At 48.3% G+C, this 15,756-nt stretch carries 14 protein-coding genes and 4 pseudogenes; 10 read left to right on the top strand and 8 right to left on the bottom strand.

The features are described 5' to 3' along the window. Nucleotide 1 precedes the first annotated feature (1 nt). The 3 genes from lolB (at nt 2) to prs (ending at nt 2,550) form a co-directional block, all read left to right on the top strand. On the top strand, nt 2-631 hold the full coding sequence (gene lolB, locus MKR94_RS01580) for a lipoprotein insertase outer membrane protein LolB (RefSeq protein WP_241645151.1): 630 nt from the start codon (nt 2-4) through the stop codon (nt 629-631). Next, nucleotides 628-1,482 carry a 4-(cytidine 5'-diphospho)-2-C-methyl-D-erythritol kinase gene (gene ispE / locus MKR94_RS01585; RefSeq protein WP_241645152.1) on the top strand — a complete coding sequence of 285 codons (855 nt, stop codon included), beginning with the start codon at nt 628-630 and terminating at the stop codon, nt 1,480-1,482. Before lolB ends, ispE begins: the two co-directional genes overlap by 4 nt. 120 nt (nt 1,483-1,602) lie before the next feature. Next, nucleotides 1,603-2,550: a ribose-phosphate diphosphokinase gene (gene prs, locus MKR94_RS01590; protein ID WP_048913187.1), complete on the top strand. Its 948-nt coding sequence runs from the start codon at nt 1,603-1,605 to the stop codon at nt 2,548-2,550. Between the two features lie 42 nt (nt 2,551-2,592). Here the strand turns inward: prs and MKR94_RS01595 are convergent, their stop codons facing one another. Beyond that, nucleotides 2,593-2,862, bottom strand: coding sequence for a DUF2583 family protein (locus tag MKR94_RS01595; RefSeq protein ID WP_241645153.1), 270 nt, complete (start codon nt 2,860-2,862; stop codon nt 2,593-2,595). Nucleotides 2,863-3,059: 197 nt separating this feature from the next. Here MKR94_RS01595 and pth point away from each other — a divergent pair, with 197 nt between their 5' ends. The 4 genes from pth (at nt 3,060) to MKR94_RS01615 (ending at nt 6,367) form a co-directional block, all read left to right on the top strand. Beyond that, nucleotides 3,060-3,647, top strand: a complete 588-nt coding sequence (gene pth, locus MKR94_RS01600; protein WP_241645154.1) for an aminoacyl-tRNA hydrolase — start codon at nt 3,060-3,062, stop codon at nt 3,645-3,647. A gap of 101 nt (nt 3,648-3,748) precedes the next feature. Further along, nucleotides 3,749-4,840, top strand: coding sequence for a redox-regulated ATPase YchF (gene ychF / locus MKR94_RS01605; protein WP_241623747.1), 1,092 nt, complete (start codon nt 3,749-3,751; stop codon nt 4,838-4,840). A 449-nt stretch (nt 4,841-5,289) separates the two neighbouring features. Further along, nucleotides 5,290-5,622: a YegP family protein gene (locus MKR94_RS01610; protein WP_241645155.1), complete on the top strand. Its 333-nt coding sequence runs from the start codon at nt 5,290-5,292 to the stop codon at nt 5,620-5,622. Between the two features lie 259 nt (nt 5,623-5,881). Then, complete coding sequence (locus tag MKR94_RS01615) at nt 5,882-6,367, top strand: cold-shock protein (protein ID WP_048913191.1); 486 nt, start codon at nt 5,882-5,884, stop codon at nt 6,365-6,367. A 29-nt stretch (nt 6,368-6,396) separates the two neighbouring features. On the opposite strand, the pseudogene MKR94_RS01620 reads toward MKR94_RS01615, so the two are convergent. The 4 pseudogenes from MKR94_RS01620 to MKR94_RS01635 form a co-directional block, all read right to left on the bottom strand. Continuing rightward, nucleotides 6,397-6,783: pseudogene (locus MKR94_RS01620) on the bottom strand (class II aldolase/adducin family protein); the annotation flags it as partial. Continuing rightward, a pseudogene (locus tag MKR94_RS01625) lies at nt 6,778-7,513 on the bottom strand (L-arabinose isomerase family protein); the annotation flags it as partial. The pseudogenes MKR94_RS01625 and MKR94_RS01620, both read right to left, overlap by 6 nt. 12 nt (nt 7,514-7,525) lie before the next feature. Beyond that, nucleotides 7,526-8,523 (bottom strand): annotated as a pseudogene (locus MKR94_RS01630) (FGGY-family carbohydrate kinase); the annotation flags it as partial. Beyond that, nucleotides 8,492-8,905: pseudogene (locus MKR94_RS01635) on the bottom strand (MFS transporter); the annotation flags it as partial. The pseudogenes MKR94_RS01635 and MKR94_RS01630, both read right to left, overlap by 32 nt. A 230-nt stretch (nt 8,906-9,135) precedes the next feature. On the opposite strand from MKR94_RS01635, the gene MKR94_RS01640 reads away from it, so the two are divergent. Continuing rightward, the gene (locus MKR94_RS01640; RefSeq protein WP_241645156.1) at nt 9,136-10,149 is read left to right on the top strand and encodes a LacI family DNA-binding transcriptional regulator; all 1,014 of its coding nucleotides are present in this window, start codon (nt 9,136-9,138) and stop codon (nt 10,147-10,149) included. Here the strand turns inward: MKR94_RS01640 and MKR94_RS01645 are convergent. Next, nucleotides 10,119-11,564: a glycoside hydrolase family 32 protein gene (locus MKR94_RS01645; protein ID WP_422047487.1), complete on the bottom strand. Its 1,446-nt coding sequence runs from the start codon at nt 11,562-11,564 to the stop codon at nt 10,119-10,121. The two genes, MKR94_RS01640 and MKR94_RS01645, sit on opposite strands and share 31 nt — an antisense overlap. Before the next feature lie 204 nt (nt 11,565-11,768). On the opposite strand from MKR94_RS01645, the gene MKR94_RS01650 reads away from it, so the two are divergent. Then, nucleotides 11,769-13,004, top strand: coding sequence for an oligosaccharide MFS transporter (locus tag MKR94_RS01650; protein WP_422047488.1), 1,236 nt, complete (start codon nt 11,769-11,771; stop codon nt 13,002-13,004). Between the two features lie 42 nt (nt 13,005-13,046). Here the strand turns inward: MKR94_RS01650 and MKR94_RS01655 are convergent, their stop codons facing one another. Together MKR94_RS01655 and MKR94_RS01660 are read right to left on the bottom strand one after the other, a co-directional pair. After that, nucleotides 13,047-13,388 carry a zinc ribbon domain-containing protein YjdM gene (locus tag MKR94_RS01655; RefSeq protein ID WP_099825383.1) on the bottom strand — a complete coding sequence of 114 codons (342 nt, stop codon included), beginning with the start codon at nt 13,386-13,388 and terminating at the stop codon, nt 13,047-13,049. 99 nt (nt 13,389-13,487) lie between these two features. Beyond that, a complete protein-coding gene (locus MKR94_RS01660) occupies nt 13,488-14,411 on the bottom strand; it encodes an aminoimidazole riboside kinase (RefSeq protein WP_241645159.1) in 924 nt (307 codons plus the stop codon). An 89-nt stretch (nt 14,412-14,500) separates the two neighbouring features. On the opposite strand from MKR94_RS01660, the gene MKR94_RS01665 reads away from it, so the two are divergent. Continuing rightward, nucleotides 14,501-15,733: an amino acid permease gene (locus MKR94_RS01665; RefSeq protein ID WP_241645160.1), complete on the top strand. Its 1,233-nt coding sequence runs from the start codon at nt 14,501-14,503 to the stop codon at nt 15,731-15,733. Nucleotides 15,734-15,756: the final 23 nt, after the last annotated feature.

Below are 15,756 nucleotides of genomic sequence, written 5' to 3' on the forward strand. Positions count from 1 at the left end.
CGTGCGAGTTATTCCTGCAAAGCGTTTACGTGTGGTGATCCCGGTGGTCACACTGTTATTAAGTGCCTGTGTTTCTCATCAAACCCCTCAAGGACCCGGTAAAAGCCCTGACTCTGCGCAATGGAAACAGCATCAAGCCCAAGTGAACACTGTGACCCATTTTGAAACACGTGGTGCCTTCGCCTATCTTTCAGATGAACAAAAAGTTTACGCGCGCTTTAACTGGCAACAACAGGCGACTGACCGCTACCGTTTATTATTGACCAGTCCTATCGGTAGTACCGAGCTACAGCTTGATCAACAAGGGAATACGGTTCAACTTGTAGACAATAAAGGTCAGCGTTACATGAGCCACGATGCCCAGACGATGATCAGCAAACTCACTGGCATGCAGATCCCTTTAGATAATTTACGCCAATGGATGTTGGGTCTACCGGGTAATGCTGATCATTTCACGCTTAATGATAATTATCAGTTGCAGAGCGCAGATTACAGCCAAAATGGCGTAACTTGGCATGTGTCGATCAGTAGCTATAACAACAGCATTTCTCCTGCGCTACCCGCCAACGTAGAATTAACGACAGAGGGACAACGGATCAAATTACGTATGGATAGCTGGACGACACAATGATTGAACGCTGGCCCTCCCCTGGTAAATTAAATTTGTTTCTGTCAATAACCGGTCGACGTGACGACGGCTACCACAACTTGCAGACCCTATTTCAGTTTCTGGATTACGGCGATGAAATGACCTTTGTGGCGGACGAACACGCTCATATTCGTCTCGTGAACGATATTGAAAATGTCCGCTGTGAAGATAATCTGATCTATCGCGCCGCCTTGCGCCTTAAGACACAAGCGATTGCTGATGAGCGTTGCGAGGCAACCGTCGGCGTCACCATCGGGATTGATAAGAAATTACCCATGGGTGGAGGTCTAGGCGGTGGCTCATCTAACGCTGCAACAACCTTGATTGCACTGAATCAGCTATGGCAACTTAACTATTCTCTCACCCAACTTGCTGACCTCGGCCTGGCACTTGGTGCTGATGTGCCGATTTTTGTCCACGGCTATGCGGCGTTGGCCGAGGGGATAGGCGAGCAGCTGACCCCCGTGCAGCCTGAAGAGAAATGGTACCTGGTTGCTCATCCAGGCGTGAGTATCCCAACTCCGGTTATTTTTAATGATCCTGATTTGACCCGTGACAGTCCGGTGCGGAGTGCAGAACAATTAATGCATTCTCCTTGGTCGAATGATTGTGAAGCGATCGCAAGAAAACGTTTTCGTAAGGTTGATGAACTACTCAACTGGCTGCTAGAATACGCTCCGTCAAGACTGACGGGCACTGGTGCTTGCGTGTTTGCTGAATTCGACAGTGAAGCCGCTGCTCGTCATGTCCTTACTCTCACTCCACCATGGATGACCTGTTTTGTTGCAAAGGGGGCTAATATTTCGCCCTTGCATCAACGGTTATCGGAGTGATTGGCGGCAGGTAACTGGCTTGCCCGTTCCAGAGCCTGTACCTGCTGTTACTTACCTATACCTATGAGAATGCCCGATTACGGTGGGCATTCTTTGGACCCAAAGCCTGAGGTTTAACTCGTGCCTGATATGAAGCTTTTTGCTGGTAACGCCACGCCGGAACTAGCGCAACGCATTGCCAATCGTTTATACACGACTCTAGGAAACGCCGCTGTAAGCCGTTTTAGCGACGGAGAAGTCAGTGTTCAGATTAACGAAAATGTTCGGGGCGGTGATGTTTTCATCATCCAATCCACCTGTGCGCCGACCAATGACAACCTGATGGAACTGGTCGTCATGATCGATGCACTGCGTCGTGCCTCGGCCGGCCGTATCACTGCCGTAATCCCTTACTTTGGGTATGCGCGTCAAGACCGTCGCGTGCGTTCTGCACGTGTCCCGATCACCGCCAAAGTGGTTGCAGATTTCCTCTCAAGTGTTGGTGTTGACCGTGTCCTGACCGTTGACTTACACGCCGAACAAATTCAAGGTTTCTTCGATGTGCCCGTCGATAATGTGTTCGGTAGTCCAATTCTGCTTGAAGATATGCAGCAACTGAACATGGAGAATCCGATCGTGGTTTCTCCCGATATCGGGGGGGTTGTGCGTGCACGTGCCATTGCCAAATTATTAAACGATACTGATATGGCAATCATTGATAAACGCCGCCCTCGTGCCAACGTTTCTCAAGTCATGCATATTATCGGTGACGTAGCGGGTCGCGACTGTATCCTCGTCGACGATATGATCGATACAGGTGGGACGTTGTGTAAAGCAGCAGAAGCCTTGAAAGAGCGTGGCGCAAAGCGTGTTTTCGCTTATGCAACCCACCCTATCTTCTCTGGCAACGCGCTCGAGAATCTACGCAACTCGGTGATCGACGAAGTGGTCGTCTGTGACACCATTCCGTTATCACCTGAAATCCAAGCACTTCCAAACGTTAGAACCCTAACCCTCTCGGGAATGTTGGCAGAAGCGATTCGTCGTATCAGTAATGAAGAGTCAATTTCTGCGATGTTTGAGCACTAATAACGTAAAAAATGGGCCGAAAGGCCCATTTCTTTTCCGCCATTAGGAGTGACGACGACGGTGTGGATGCCGTTGGTGGAAACGTAGTAGATAATATTTTTCACATACCTTCTCTCGGCCACTCAGCTGCGCCCCCATTAACCAGAAAAACGCCCCTAAAAAGATACCTAGCACCGATCCTGTGGCCCAACTCTCCGTCAAGATCGACTCTTCGGCTTGGCTTAACAACGCTATCAATAGACTACTGATCGATAATACCAATCCTACCACCATTAACGTATTGCCTATCAACGAAGTATGTGCGCGTTTCATTCGCTTCTCCTGAGCTAAGTCTTACATAACTTGACAAAAGTGTAGGCGCTAACGGCTGGATTATCTTGAACCCGGATCACAGTCTGGGACTTTTTAACACTTTGTTCGGCCCAACAAAATACGTCGACGGGAATGTTTTTGAACTTCCCTTCTTGCATGCAGTACACTAACGTTTTACCCCGCAAAGGATAATTCCTGTGTGTACCATTAAATTAATTGTTGGATTAGCAAATCCAGGAGCTGAGTATGCCGCCACGCGACATAATGCCGGTGCCTGGTATACCGACCTACTCGCTGACCGTCTTCGCCAACCCTTAAAAGAAGAAGCGAAATTTTTTGGCGCGACGGCGCGTCTATCCATCGCCGGGGAAGATATACGACTGCTAGTCCCCACCACTTTTATGAATTTAAGTGGTAAAGCTGTCGCGGCAATGGCCAACTTTTATCGGATCCAACCGCAAGAGATCTTAGTCGCGCACGATGAGATGGACCTTCCGCCTGGCGTCGCCAAGTTCAAACAAGGCGGCGGCCATGGTGGGCATAACGGTTTAAAAGATATTATCAATAAACTCGGTAACGTTGCCGACTTCCATCGCTTGCGTATCGGGATTGGCCACCCTGGTGACCGAAATAAGGTGACCGGCTTCGTATTAGGTAAACCGCCGTTGAGCGAGCAAAAGTTAATCGATGATGCCATTGATGAAGCCGCACGCTGCACCGAGGTATGGGTAAAAGAAGATCGGTTACGCGCGATGAACCGTCTCCATAGCTTTAAAGCAAGTTGAGTGCGCTGCCCTCTTTGCTAAAATCTGTGTATAATGTGACAAATTTTCTGCTAGCCAGCGCGCTTTCGCGCAGCATAATTAACGTAATAAGGTAGTCAAGCATGGGATTCAAATGCGGTATCGTGGGCCTGCCAAATGTCGGTAAATCCACTCTTTTTAATGCACTGACGAAAGCAGGTATCGAAGCGGCTAACTTTCCGTTTTGTACCATTGAACCGAACACCGGCGTGGTACCCATGCCTGATACTCGTCTCGATCAACTTGCTGAGATCGTTAAACCTCAACGCACCATCGCCACCACTATGGAATTCGTCGATATCGCCGGATTGGTAAAAGGCGCGTCGAAGGGTGAAGGCTTAGGTAACCAATTCCTGACCAATATCCGTGAAACCGAAGCGATCGGCCACGTTGTGCGTTGTTTCGAAAACGATAACATCATCCACGTCTCAGGCACCGTTAACCCTGCTGATGATATTGATGTCATTAATACCGAATTGGCTTTATCTGATCTCGATACCTGTGAGCGTGCGATTCAACGTCTACAGAAAAAAGCGAAAGGTGGCGATAAAGATGCGAAAGCAGAACTCGCGGTGTTGGAAAAATGCTTACCGCATTTAGAAAATGCCGGTATGTTACGTAGCCTCAACCTTGATGCCGATGAAAAAGCAGCTATCCGTTACCTAAGCTTCCTGACATTAAAACCGACGATGTATATCGCCAACGTCAACGAAGATGGGTTTGAAAACAACCCCTATTTAGATCAGGTTTACGCGATTGCGGAGCAAGAAGGCTCAGTGGTTGTGCCTGTCTGTGCAGCCGTCGAGTCTGATATCTCCGAGCTGGAAGATGACGAGCGTGACGAGTTTATGGCAGAGCTGGGGATTGAAGAACCAGGCTTAAACCGTGTGATCCGCGCAGGTTATCGCCTGCTTAATCTGCAAACCTACTTTACCGCTGGGGTAAAAGAAGTTCGTGCATGGACCATTCCTGTCGGCGCGACGGCGCCACAAGCTGCAGGTAAAATCCATACTGATTTCGAAAAAGGCTTTATCCGTGCACAAACCATCGGTTTCGACGATTTTGTTGCCAATAAGGGTGAACAAGGTGCGAAAGAAGCTGGAAAAATGCGTGCAGAAGGAAAAGAATACATCGTCAAAGATGGCGATATTATGAATTTCTTATTTAATGTCTAAATTATTGTGTCGTCTTATGAGGTTTCGCTTAATCTCATAACATCGATAACACTCTTTAAAACCCACGAATTTTCGTGGGTTTTTAGTTCATAGATTAAATCGCCGCACTTGTTAACGTCATACGAACCTTCATTGACGCAGTGTCGTTAATCAATCACCTGTACAATAATGACGGAATGCAGCCTTTAATCAAAATAAGGCTCGATAGTCACAAATAAGTCCCAGAAAAACGTTCTAGTGAAAAATATACCCTTAATGCGTGCTTCACTGCGGCGCAGTATCGCCACAAACACTATAGAAAAATACCCATTCTGCTCTCTCGTCCTAAATGAACAGATAAGAGAACACTGTTTCAAATTGGAATATGTGTTTCTTTTTGTGCATACTCAATCTGTCCGATGGCAATAATCCAAGCCGTTTACATTAGCAATTTACATCAAGGAGTTAACATGTCTGGTTGGTTCGAATTGAGTAAAAGCAGCGATAATCAGTTTAGATTTGTGCTTAAAGCCGGTAACGGAGAGATCATTCTTACCAGTGAGCTTTACACTACAAAAAGCTCTGCGGAGAATGGTATTCACTCCGTTCAAACAAACAGTTTGTTGGATGCACGGTATGAAAAGAAAGTTGCCGCTAATGGTAAATTTCATTTCAATCTTAAAGCCGCTAATCACCAAGTTATCGGAACTAGTCAACTTTATGCCTCCGCACAGGGCCGAGATACAGGTATTGCTTCCGTAAAAAATAATGGTAGTACGACTGTAGTAAAAAATAACACCTGATATGTATTACCCATATTGGCAGAATAGTCGCAGCCGTTCTGCCTTTATTTTTAATCTATCTGCTTAAAGGATAATCATTCTGATGGTTCATCAGGAATATGAAAACTTGCACAATACGTTGCTATATCCCTTCTCCAGCCCGTATTGATGATAAATGTCCCTCTTAAAATCCCACCTTCCCACGCTAAGCGATAGAGTCTTACCGCAATATGCATTACACTGCGCGCAGTGAAGAGAGTCAGACATAAGGTAGGACAACATGGCATTAAACGGCACCATCACCACCTGGTTCAAAGAGAAAGGCTTTGGCTTTATCAAAGACGAGATGGGTGATAACCGTTATTTCCACGAGGTTAAAGTCGCTAACCCCGAGTTAATCAAGAAGGATGCGGCGGTCACTTTCGAACCGACCACCAACAACAAAGGCCTGTCGGCCTATGCGGTAAAAGTGATCCCGCCGAGCAAATACCTGTTTATTGCCGGTGAGCGGGTGAAAATTACGGCAATTAAAAACTATCGGTTATACAGCGAAGAGGTTCCAGCAAACCAAAGTATCGACAAAGCGAACACGGTGTTAAGTGTTGGGATGCTAATGAATACCATTCGCCCGAAAACCAATACCGATCCTGATGCGACGCGGACCTTACGTAAAATCGCTATCACCACTTTCCAAGGCGAAACCTTGGTGTTTAGTGAAGACGAAGTCGATATCGACGAAACGGTTAAACTGCTCAAATTCAAATAATCAGCCCTCCTTGGCTAGCGTCTAGCAGGCTACCTCTCGCCGTAGTAGGCATGCTTGTCATGTTTACGCAGATAGTGTTTATCGAGTAACGTGGCTTGCATTGCGGTTAATCGTGGCTGTAGCTGCTGGCTGAAGCGTGCCATATAGGCAATCTCTTCCAGCACAATGGCCGACTTGACCGCATGCACCGGGTCCTTACCCCAAGTAAAAGGCCCATGGGCGTTGACCAAAATCCCCGGCATCGCTTCAGGCTGATACTGATGGGCCTGAAGCGTTTCCGCTCTCACCGCACCGGTTTGCCATTCGTACTGCTCACGAATTTCCGCATCGTGCATGGCTAGCGAGCAAGGGATCTCTCCGTAAAAATAGTCTGCATGGGGGGTGCCGAACGCCGGTAAACTCAGCCCCGCTTGCGCCAGTCCATGTAAATCCTCGAAGGTCGTGGTGAAAACGTGGGCCTCACGCTCTTGCAGAAACTGTTTTATCACCAGTTCAATACGGGCGGCATCGACCACATTTTGCCGCTTATCCCCTTTAGATTGCGCGGCTAGGGTCAATTGATAAGAGGCTTCGCATTTATAATCAAGGCATTGACTGCTCCCTAACTGACCTGATTAACCACCGCCCCCAAATCACCGACGTCCCAGGTGTTGACGGAGTAGCCAAAGCGGATTTATGCCGTAACCTTATCCCCCTCGGTAACCGCCACTTCACGCATATTGTCGCCGAAGCGTACGACTTTAAGCGATTGCGTATCCTGTTTATCAATAGCGGTACGCATCCACTGAGCCAAGCGCTGTTGAGTCGCCTGTGCTGCCAATGCCCGGGAAGCACTTGGTGTTCTAATGGCATTCTCGCGCCGATAAATCCAAATTCCCGCCCGTCGTGTGCCGTTTGGTTTAGGTTCATAAAGTCCATATCAATCTCGCCCCATGGTAAGGCGGCATTATATTGGGTATGGAATTGAAGCAACGGTTAATGCAGATCCACTAAGCCATCAATACACCTTTTCGCCGGTGAGAACCTATGCAGCCAAACCACTATCCCCGCACCCTGTGTCATTACCTGCTTTCAGGTCTCTGCGCCGTAGAGATGCTGGCTACCCATTACAAACCAAATTTCGTACTGCTCGAAAATATTTTTCATCATTCCTTCCTGCTACGCTGCATTAACTTTGTGGGGATGACGATAGTGTGATTCGACGCTGACTGCCCACTGGCAGTAGCGTTGGTATAGGTGTTGGTAGGCTTCGACATTAACGGATTGCGGCGATAGCGTTTTCTCAATCCCGCTGGCCATCACGCGTGGAGCACTGGCGATATCCGGATAATGTCCGGTGGCCACTGCACCGAAGATAGCGGCCCCCAAGGTACAGCACAGGTCCGAGGCAACAATCTCTAGAGGCCGATTTAAGTCATCGCAACATACCTGCATAATGGCCGGATTTTTACGGGTGATGCCGCCCAATGCCATGACATGATCGATGGCAATGCCTTGTTCGATAAAGCAGTCCATAATGGCTCGCGCACCAAAGACGGTAGCCGCGATTAAGCCACCGTACAACGCAGGAGCCTCCGTCGCCAAGGTTAAGCCGGTAATCCCTCCTTTTAGGCGCTGATTGGCAACGGGCGTTCGACGACCATTAAACCAATCGATAATCAGAGGAAGGTGGTCAAGCTTAGGATCGCGCTGCCCTGCTTCAGTCAGGTCACTGAGTAGGCATTGGCTATAGCGTTCAATTTCAGGTGCGAGGATGGGTTGCTTGTCAGCTAATTGCTGCTAGGGCCAGCATAACACGCGTTCAAACCACGCATAGATATCGCCAAAAGCCGATTGGCCTGCCTCCAAGCCAACTAATTCAGGGCCAACACTGCCTGGAACCTGCCCACAGATCCCCTGGATCGTTTTGTTACCAAGTTGCAAAAGGTCAATTGTGACAACGTCACAAGTGGAGGTTCCAATTACTTTGACTAATGCGTTAGCTGGGGCGCCGGCGCCAACAGCCCCCATATGGCAATCGAATGCCCCCCACCGACCACCACTTGCGTGGACAAGCCAAGCTTTTCGGCCCAGCCTGCGCTGAGCGTTCCGACTGCTTGCTCGGCGGTAGAGGTAGCCTGATAGAGCGGATAAGGTAGATACTGAAATAAGCGCGGTATAAAAAGCGATACCCACGACTATGCCAAGTAGTACCCGAGCAATCAATAATAGTTCGATATTCGGTGCTAGCGCAGAACCGGTAGACCCGATGGCGAATAGTAGCCCACCAATCAGTAGGCTGTACTTACGACCTAAATGAAAAGATAACCAGCCATTACCTAGTGCGCCGATGGCAGCGCCCAACATCATCCTGCTCACCACCCACTCTTGTAACCGATTACTGAGCGTAGAGTGATCAGCAATAAAAGGCAGAGCACCCGCGATGACGCTGATATCTAATCCAAACAGTTAGCCAGCTACTGCGGCCGCCACGGAAACAAATAGGGTCATTCGACGTGTCTCCTGTCCCTCTTTTTTTGTCATCTCAGCAATCTTCATTATTTTTGCCTTTAGCGGTTAGGTAAACGTCTTCACCTTAAGCCAATCTGTGGCGGCTATTCAGAGGGAAAAATGCGAAAATATAGACAAAACAGCTGTTACCTTTTGTTTTGTGATCTCCCTTGGAGTTCGGAGGATTATGCAAGGATAGCGGACTGCACACGCGGACTTAGTGCTGTGACGGGGTTAGCTTTTTGGTAGACTAGCGGTAAGCATAAAAAGGGGATGATATGGCTTCACTTAAAGACGTTGCTCAGTTGGCAGGCGTATCCATGATGACGGTGTCCCGCGTGATCAATAATGCCCCACGGGTCACCCCAGCAACACGTCAGCGTGTCGAAGAGGCCATCAAGCAGCTCCACTACGTGCCGGACTTGTCTGCACAGAAAATCCGCGGGCAGGCCAATAAGCCACGCACTCTCGCTGTGCTGGCAGAAGATACCGCCACCACCCCTTTCTCTGTTGATCTGCTATTGGCAATCGAGCAAACAGCCCAGCGGCTAGGTTGGGATAGCTTCATCATTAATGTTTCCGCGGCAGATGACCGACAACGCGCGGTGCGCGAACTGTTGGCGCATCGACCTGATGGCATAATTTATACCACGATGGGACTGCGTAAAATTCAGCTACCTGAAGCTCTACATGGCCTACCCGTGGTATTAGCTAACTGTGTATCGGACGATCCACACCTCGCCAGTTATATTCCTGACGATTATCAGGCGCAATATGATGCCACACACTACCTACTGGCACGTGGCTACCAACGTCCTCTCTGCTACTGGTTACCCGAGCACGAACTCGCGCCAACGGCTAGACGGTTAGGCTTCGAGCACGCTTGGTGTGATGCGGGAAAAAGTCTGGATCAGGTGATCCAACTGCATATGCCGAAAGGAGATGAAGGTTACTTAGCGTTAGCCTCGGTGCTGGCAACACATATTACGCCACCTTCGTTGGCGTATGACGTGGTGGTGTGTGGGAATGACCGGGCAGCCTTTGTGGCCTATCAACAACTTCTGACGATGGGGATTAAGATCCCTCACGAAATGGCCGTAATCGGTTTCGATAATTTGGTGGGCGTCGGTCATCTCTTTTTACCCGGATTGACCACCTTACAGCTTCCTCATTATCAAATTGGCGAGCAGGCGGCTCGCCATTTGATTGAGCAGTGGGACAAGCCAGGCGTACATAAACTAGCCTGTCCCCTACTGGAGCGTCAGTCTATCGCCGACCGGAGTGGCCAATAATTTAGCGAGGTGATCGCCACATCCCCAGCGGTACTGAATACCTTAAGCTGGCGATCGCCTTCCGTTGGATAGATACGACTAGAGAAGACGGCTTCACCGTCATTGATAAACACCTCGATCGATGAGCGATCGATAAAGATCTGCCAGAGCATCGTGGTGCAATCCCTTATCTCAAGATGCCGTGAATCTGCTAATCCTTCAATCGAATAGTCGCGCGTCAGCGATAACCGTCGCTCCGCCACGTTATAAAGTAGAGTGAGACCCTGACCTAAATGTAGACCGAAGGTGGCAGCACTTGCCTGTTGAAGTTCCCAGCGAATACTCAACTCCGCAGCCTCCCCTGACGTTTGCAGCAGCTCTTCCCCAGTCAGTTGTAGAGGGGCCCAGTCACTGCCCTCGCCACGTAAAGTTTGTAACTCGCGAATCGGGCGCTGGCGTAACTGCCCCTTTTCTTCCGTTAACTCGCGCGGGAGCGTAAAACATCCGCACCATCCTTCCGCCTTGGTCGGCATCGGTGACTCCCACATATCCATCCAGGCTATCACGATACGGCGGCCATCAGCGGCGACAAAACTTTGGGGAGCATAAAAATCGTGGCCATGGTCCAGCTCTTTAAAGGCTTGCTGAGCGGTGAAGTCATTGCCCGCAGACCAGTGGCCCGCAATCACGCCACTTTGAAATAGATTCATAAATCTATCCCCCTGTGCAGCGATTCCCTGCGGTGAGCAGAGTAAATAATGGTGTTCGCCTAGTGCAAAGAAATCCGGGCACTCCCACATATAGCCTTCATCCGCCTTGGCATGCGCGAGAACCCGATCAAAGGTCCAGGCAGTTAACGAATCCCCTCGATAGAGCAATACCTGCCCCTGCTGCTGCGCATCGCGGGCACCAATCACCATCCACCAGCTTCCTGCCTCGTACCAGACTTTGGGATCGCGAAAATGCATAATTCCCGTTGGCGGCTGTAAAATAACGCCCTGTTTAGTGAAGGTAATACCGTCGTCGCTGGTCGCTAAACACTGTACTTCACAGATTTGACTATCATCGCCTACCTCGCCCAGCCAACGATGGCCAGTATAAATCAGTGCCAATTTTCCCTTATCAATCACAGCACTGCCAGAGAAGCAGCCATCACGATCCGCTTCGCTATCAGGTGCTAAAGCTATTGGTTGGTGATGCCAGTGCACCATATCCTCACTGGTGGCATGGCCCCAATGCATGGGTCCCCAATCCGCACTGAAAGGGTGATGCTGATAGAAAGCATGATAGCGTCCATTGAAGTAGACCAACCCATTCGGATCGTTCATCCAACCGGCACGAGGCGCAAGATGAAAATGAGGGTAGTAAAGGTTACCACGTTGAGGATAGCGCGCATCGAGCGCCTGTTGGCCCTGTTCTAAACTATTCATAGCAATCACTCCTAAACTGAATTGCAGTTATTGTTAACGTTAACCTGGCGTACTGCAAAGAGATTATCATTTGGAAATGTGCGTTAAATCACAAATGTTAACGTTAACCAAAGATAAATGTGATAAAGATTACGCTTTAGCACTCAGCATATTCTCAAAAATGTAAAACAGCGTATCACTATCCCTAATCGACGCATTCGGGAGACGATGATGGTGCTTTCAATCCCTTTTAAAAATCCTAATTACCGCATTGCATCGGGCTACTCAGCCCTGTTTTTTATCTGTTGGTCGCTCTGGTGGTCGTTATATGCCATCTGGCTTAAGCAACGTATTGGCCTAACCGGCGCGGAGCTGGGGATGCTGTATGCGCTGAATCAAACAACGAGTATCATTTTTATGCTCGGTTATGGCGTAATACAAGATAAGTTGGGCTTACAAAAAACCTTAATGTGGGTGATTAGCGCTGCACTGGTACTCACCGGCCCCTTTATGACCTTTATCTATCAACCTCTGTTACTGAACTCGTTCTATATAGGGGCTATCATTGGGGCACTATTTCTCGGGATTGGTTACTTAGCTGGCTTTGGCCTAGTCGAAGCCTTCTCTGAAAAGATCAGCCGCCATTTCCATTTCGAATATGGCACGGCACGGTCATGGGGATCATTAGGTTACGCTTTGGGTGCGTTTGTGGCGGGTATTTTGTTTAGTCTTGACCCAAACCTTAACTTTTGGCTCGTCTCGCTATTTGGTGTGGGCTTCGCTTATCTTAATTATCGTTTTACCCCGCCTAAACAGGTGGTTCAGCAACAGAAAATCATCACTCGTCAAGATTTTACCGCCGTGCTGAGCGATAAACATTTTTGGCTGTTCGTCCTATTCGTCATTGGCACATGGTCTTTTTATAATATTTTCGACCAGCAGCTATTTCCGATTTTTTATACTCAGCTCTTCAGCTCGGCGACCTTGGGAGCAAAGGTCTATAGCTACCTAAACGCGTCTCAAGTGATCCTCGAAGCGCTGTGTATGGCGATTACCCCCGTACTCGTCAACCGAATAGGAGCCAAAAATGCCTTGTTATTGGGCGTGATGATTATGGCGATTAGGATTTTCTCCTGCGCAGTCAGCGTCAATCCCTACCTGATTTCAGCCGTGAAATTACTGCATGCCTTAGAAGTCCCCCTCTGTGTGATAGCCGTCTTTAAATACAGTACGCTGTACTTCGATAAACGCCTTTCCTCAACGATTTTCCTGATAGGTTTTCAAGTAGCCAGTTCTCTAGGCGTTGTGGTTATCTCTTTTCCATTGGGGGCATTACTCGACCAGTATGGCTACCAACACCTTTTTTGGATTATCTCAGCGACAGTCAGTGCTATGTTGCTGTTTGGAGGACTATTTTTGGGAAGACGTAAACTCCCGATACTACCTGATAAGAAAGTGACACTGTAACTAAAGCCCCCATAACCTTAGCGGCTATGGGGAAATAACTGCTTAGCTATTCTTTTTCACAAACTCAGATTTCAATTTCATCGGGCCAAAGCCGTCAATTTTGCAATCGATATTGTGGTCACCCTCAACCAAACGGATGCTTTTGACCTTGGTACCGATTTTTAGCGGTGTTGAGCTACCTTTTACTTTTAAATCTTTGATCACGGTAACCGCATCACCGTCACTCAGTAAATTACCGTTCGCATCGCGTACAATAAGCCCTTCATCGTCACTTGCCGAGGCAGTGGTAGACCATTCGTGGCCACATTCAGGACAATTTAGCGTACCGTCATTTTCCCAGGTAAAGGTGGATTGGCATTGTGGGCAAGGAGGAAGTGCTTGCATGAAAAACCTCATTCTAAAAAATAAAAACCCTATACTTTGTGGGTATAGGGTAACTGTTTTTCATCACAAACACATTAAAATAAACGACGGGACCGTCGCTTAGAACTGTTTAGTGATCTCAGAATAGTAAGGCAGTGCCGTCATGGCGCCTTTAGCGGTAGTGGCTAATGCACCGCAGACTTGGGCAAGCGCAAGCAAGCTCTCAAGTTGAGAGGTCGATTGTGGGAAGCCACGCGTTGAGAGTCCATACAGCAGTCCTGCGACAAAAGCGTCCCCCGCCCCCGTGGTATCAACACTGACCACAGGTTTCGCTTCGTGATAGCTCAGGTTGCCTTGATAGAACGCGGTTACCCCCTCTTTACCCCGGGTGATAACAAGCAGCTCAGGCTGATAAGCCTCTACCACCCGGGCAATACCTTGCTCGAGTTGATGACTGCCGCTGATAAACTGTAATTCATCTTCTGAGAGTTTGATAACGTCCGCGAGCGTAAGGGCTTGCGCTAAGGTGTCACGTAATGTTTGTTCGTTCGGCCAGAAGTCTTCACGAATATTGGGGTCAAAACAGACTTTCCCCCCGGCGCGGCGAATCCGCGCCATTGCCTCGAGCGTTGTCGTACGGCTTGGCTCACGACTCAACGCGATAGAGCAACAATGTAACCATTCTTCTGCTTGAAAGCCTGGCAGGTCTTTATTTACTAGAAAGAGGTCAGCACTCGGCTTGACCATAAACGTAAATGAACGCTCCCCTTCCTCATCCAGCCCTACAACTACCGTCGACGTGCGTTGTTCCGCATCGAGATGCATATAATCGGTAGAGACTTGCTCTTTTTTTAGGGTATTTTGTAAAAATTTACCAAAAGGATCTTCGCCCACGCGTCCGATAAACGCGCTGTTTCCGCCTAAACGAGCGATTCCTACCGCAACGTTAGCAGGCGCGCCACCGGGGCATTGCAATAGACGACCTTCACTTTCTGGTAGTAGATCGATTACCGCATCGCCTAGTACCCATACTTTCTTACTCATAGTGACTCCATCAATCGTTCTAACAGTAATCAAATTAATGTGATAGATTAGCGGCCTTTTTCAATTTAACCAGGATAATCAATTCATCGATGGCAAGATTTTGGTCAAAAGAAGCTACTCTATGGGGCTTTGCCCTTTACGGTACAGCGGTAGGTGCAGGCACACTTTTTCTCCCTATCCAACTCGGTTCCGCAGGGAGCCTGGTCCTCTTCCTCACTGCCCTTATTGCGTGGCCACTGACCTATTGGCCGCATAAAGCCTTAAGTCAGTTTATTCTCGCGGCTCCAGCGCGTGAACCCGGAGATGGTATCACTAATGCGGTAAAATATTACTATGGAAAGCGTGTGGGTAATGTCATTACCTTCCTCTATTTTATCGCTTTCTTCGTTATTATCTTAATTTATGCCGTAGCCATTACGAATTCCCTTATCGAGCAAATATCTGCCCATTATCCCTTGTCACATCTTGCCAGGATAGGCTTGAGTCTATTGGTAGTGGTCCTGTTAAATTTAATTTTCTTAATGGGACGCAAAACAACGATACGGGTGATGGGCTTTTTGGTTTTCCCTATACTGGCCTACTTCTTCTTTTTGTCCTGCTATATGGTCAAAGATTGGCATCCCGAATTGCTGTCGCTTCATGGCGAATTTACCACAGCCAGCTTACACCAAATATGGTTGTCTCTACCGGTAATGGTCTTTGCTTTTAGCCATACGCCTATTATCTCAACCTTTACGGTGGCACAACGTGAAGCCCACGGCGACGAGGCAATCTCTAGCTGTAAACATATTATGCGTTGGGCCTATTTGGTGATTAGCCTGAGTGTATTGTTTTTCGTTTTCAGTTGCTATCTCTCTATTCCCAATGCGTATATTCATGAAGCAAAGGATAAAGGATTAACGATTCTCTCGGCACTGTCGATGAAGCCTGATTCACCAGCTTGGTTAGCGCTATCAGGAATAGTCGTGGCAATAGTCGCGATGTCGAAATCGTTCCTAGGCACATACTTCGGAGTAATTGAGGGGGCGACCGAACTGACACGTACCACTCTTAAACAAGTCGGCATTAACCGGAGTCATCGATTCAATCGCGCACTGTCTGTCTTGATTGTATCGCTGATTACTTTTGGGGTGTGCAGTATCAATCCTAATGCGCTATCGATGATTTATGCGATCAGTGGCCCATTAATCGCCATGATTCTGTTCATTATGCCAACGCTTTCAACTTGGCTCATTAAAGAACTGAAACCTTATCGCAGCGTAGGGAATTTTATTACGCTGATTGTGGGGATTCTGTGTGTATCGGTAATGTTTATTCATTAATCGATAAGGGCGGCAGTTTGCCG

The sequence above is a fragment of the Rosenbergiella metrosideri genome (assembly GCF_022602565.1).
Taxonomy (GTDB): domain Bacteria; phylum Pseudomonadota; class Gammaproteobacteria; order Enterobacterales; family Enterobacteriaceae; genus Rosenbergiella; species Rosenbergiella metrosideri.

Bases quoted from the DNA above. Each gene is read 5' to 3' on its own strand.
- MKR94_RS01665 (WP_241645160.1), top strand. From the start codon at position 14,501: ATGGCAAGATTTTGGTCAAAAGAAGCTACTCTATGGGGCTTTGCCCTT.
- MKR94_RS01615 (WP_048913191.1), top strand. From the start codon at position 5,882: ATGGCATTAAACGGCACCATCACCACCTGGTTCAAAGAGAAAGGCTTT.
- MKR94_RS01660 (WP_241645159.1), bottom strand. From the start codon at position 14,411: ATGAGTAAGAAAGTATGGGTACTAGGCGATGCGGTAATCGATCTACTA.
- MKR94_RS01640 (WP_241645156.1), top strand. From the start codon at position 9,136: ATGGCTTCACTTAAAGACGTTGCTCAGTTGGCAGGCGTATCCATGATG.
- MKR94_RS01650 (WP_422047488.1), top strand. From the start codon at position 11,769: ATGGTGCTTTCAATCCCTTTTAAAAATCCTAATTACCGCATTGCATCG.
- MKR94_RS01655 (WP_099825383.1), bottom strand. From the start codon at position 13,388: ATGCAAGCACTTCCTCCTTGCCCACAATGCCAATCCACCTTTACCTGG.
- ispE (WP_241645152.1), top strand. From the start codon at position 628: ATGATTGAACGCTGGCCCTCCCCTGGTAAATTAAATTTGTTTCTGTCA.
- ychF (WP_241623747.1), top strand. From the start codon at position 3,749: ATGGGATTCAAATGCGGTATCGTGGGCCTGCCAAATGTCGGTAAATCC.
- MKR94_RS01595 (WP_241645153.1), bottom strand. From the start codon at position 2,862: ATGAAACGCGCACATACTTCGTTGATAGGCAATACGTTAATGGTGGTA.
- MKR94_RS01610 (WP_241645155.1), top strand. From the start codon at position 5,290: ATGTCTGGTTGGTTCGAATTGAGTAAAAGCAGCGATAATCAGTTTAGA.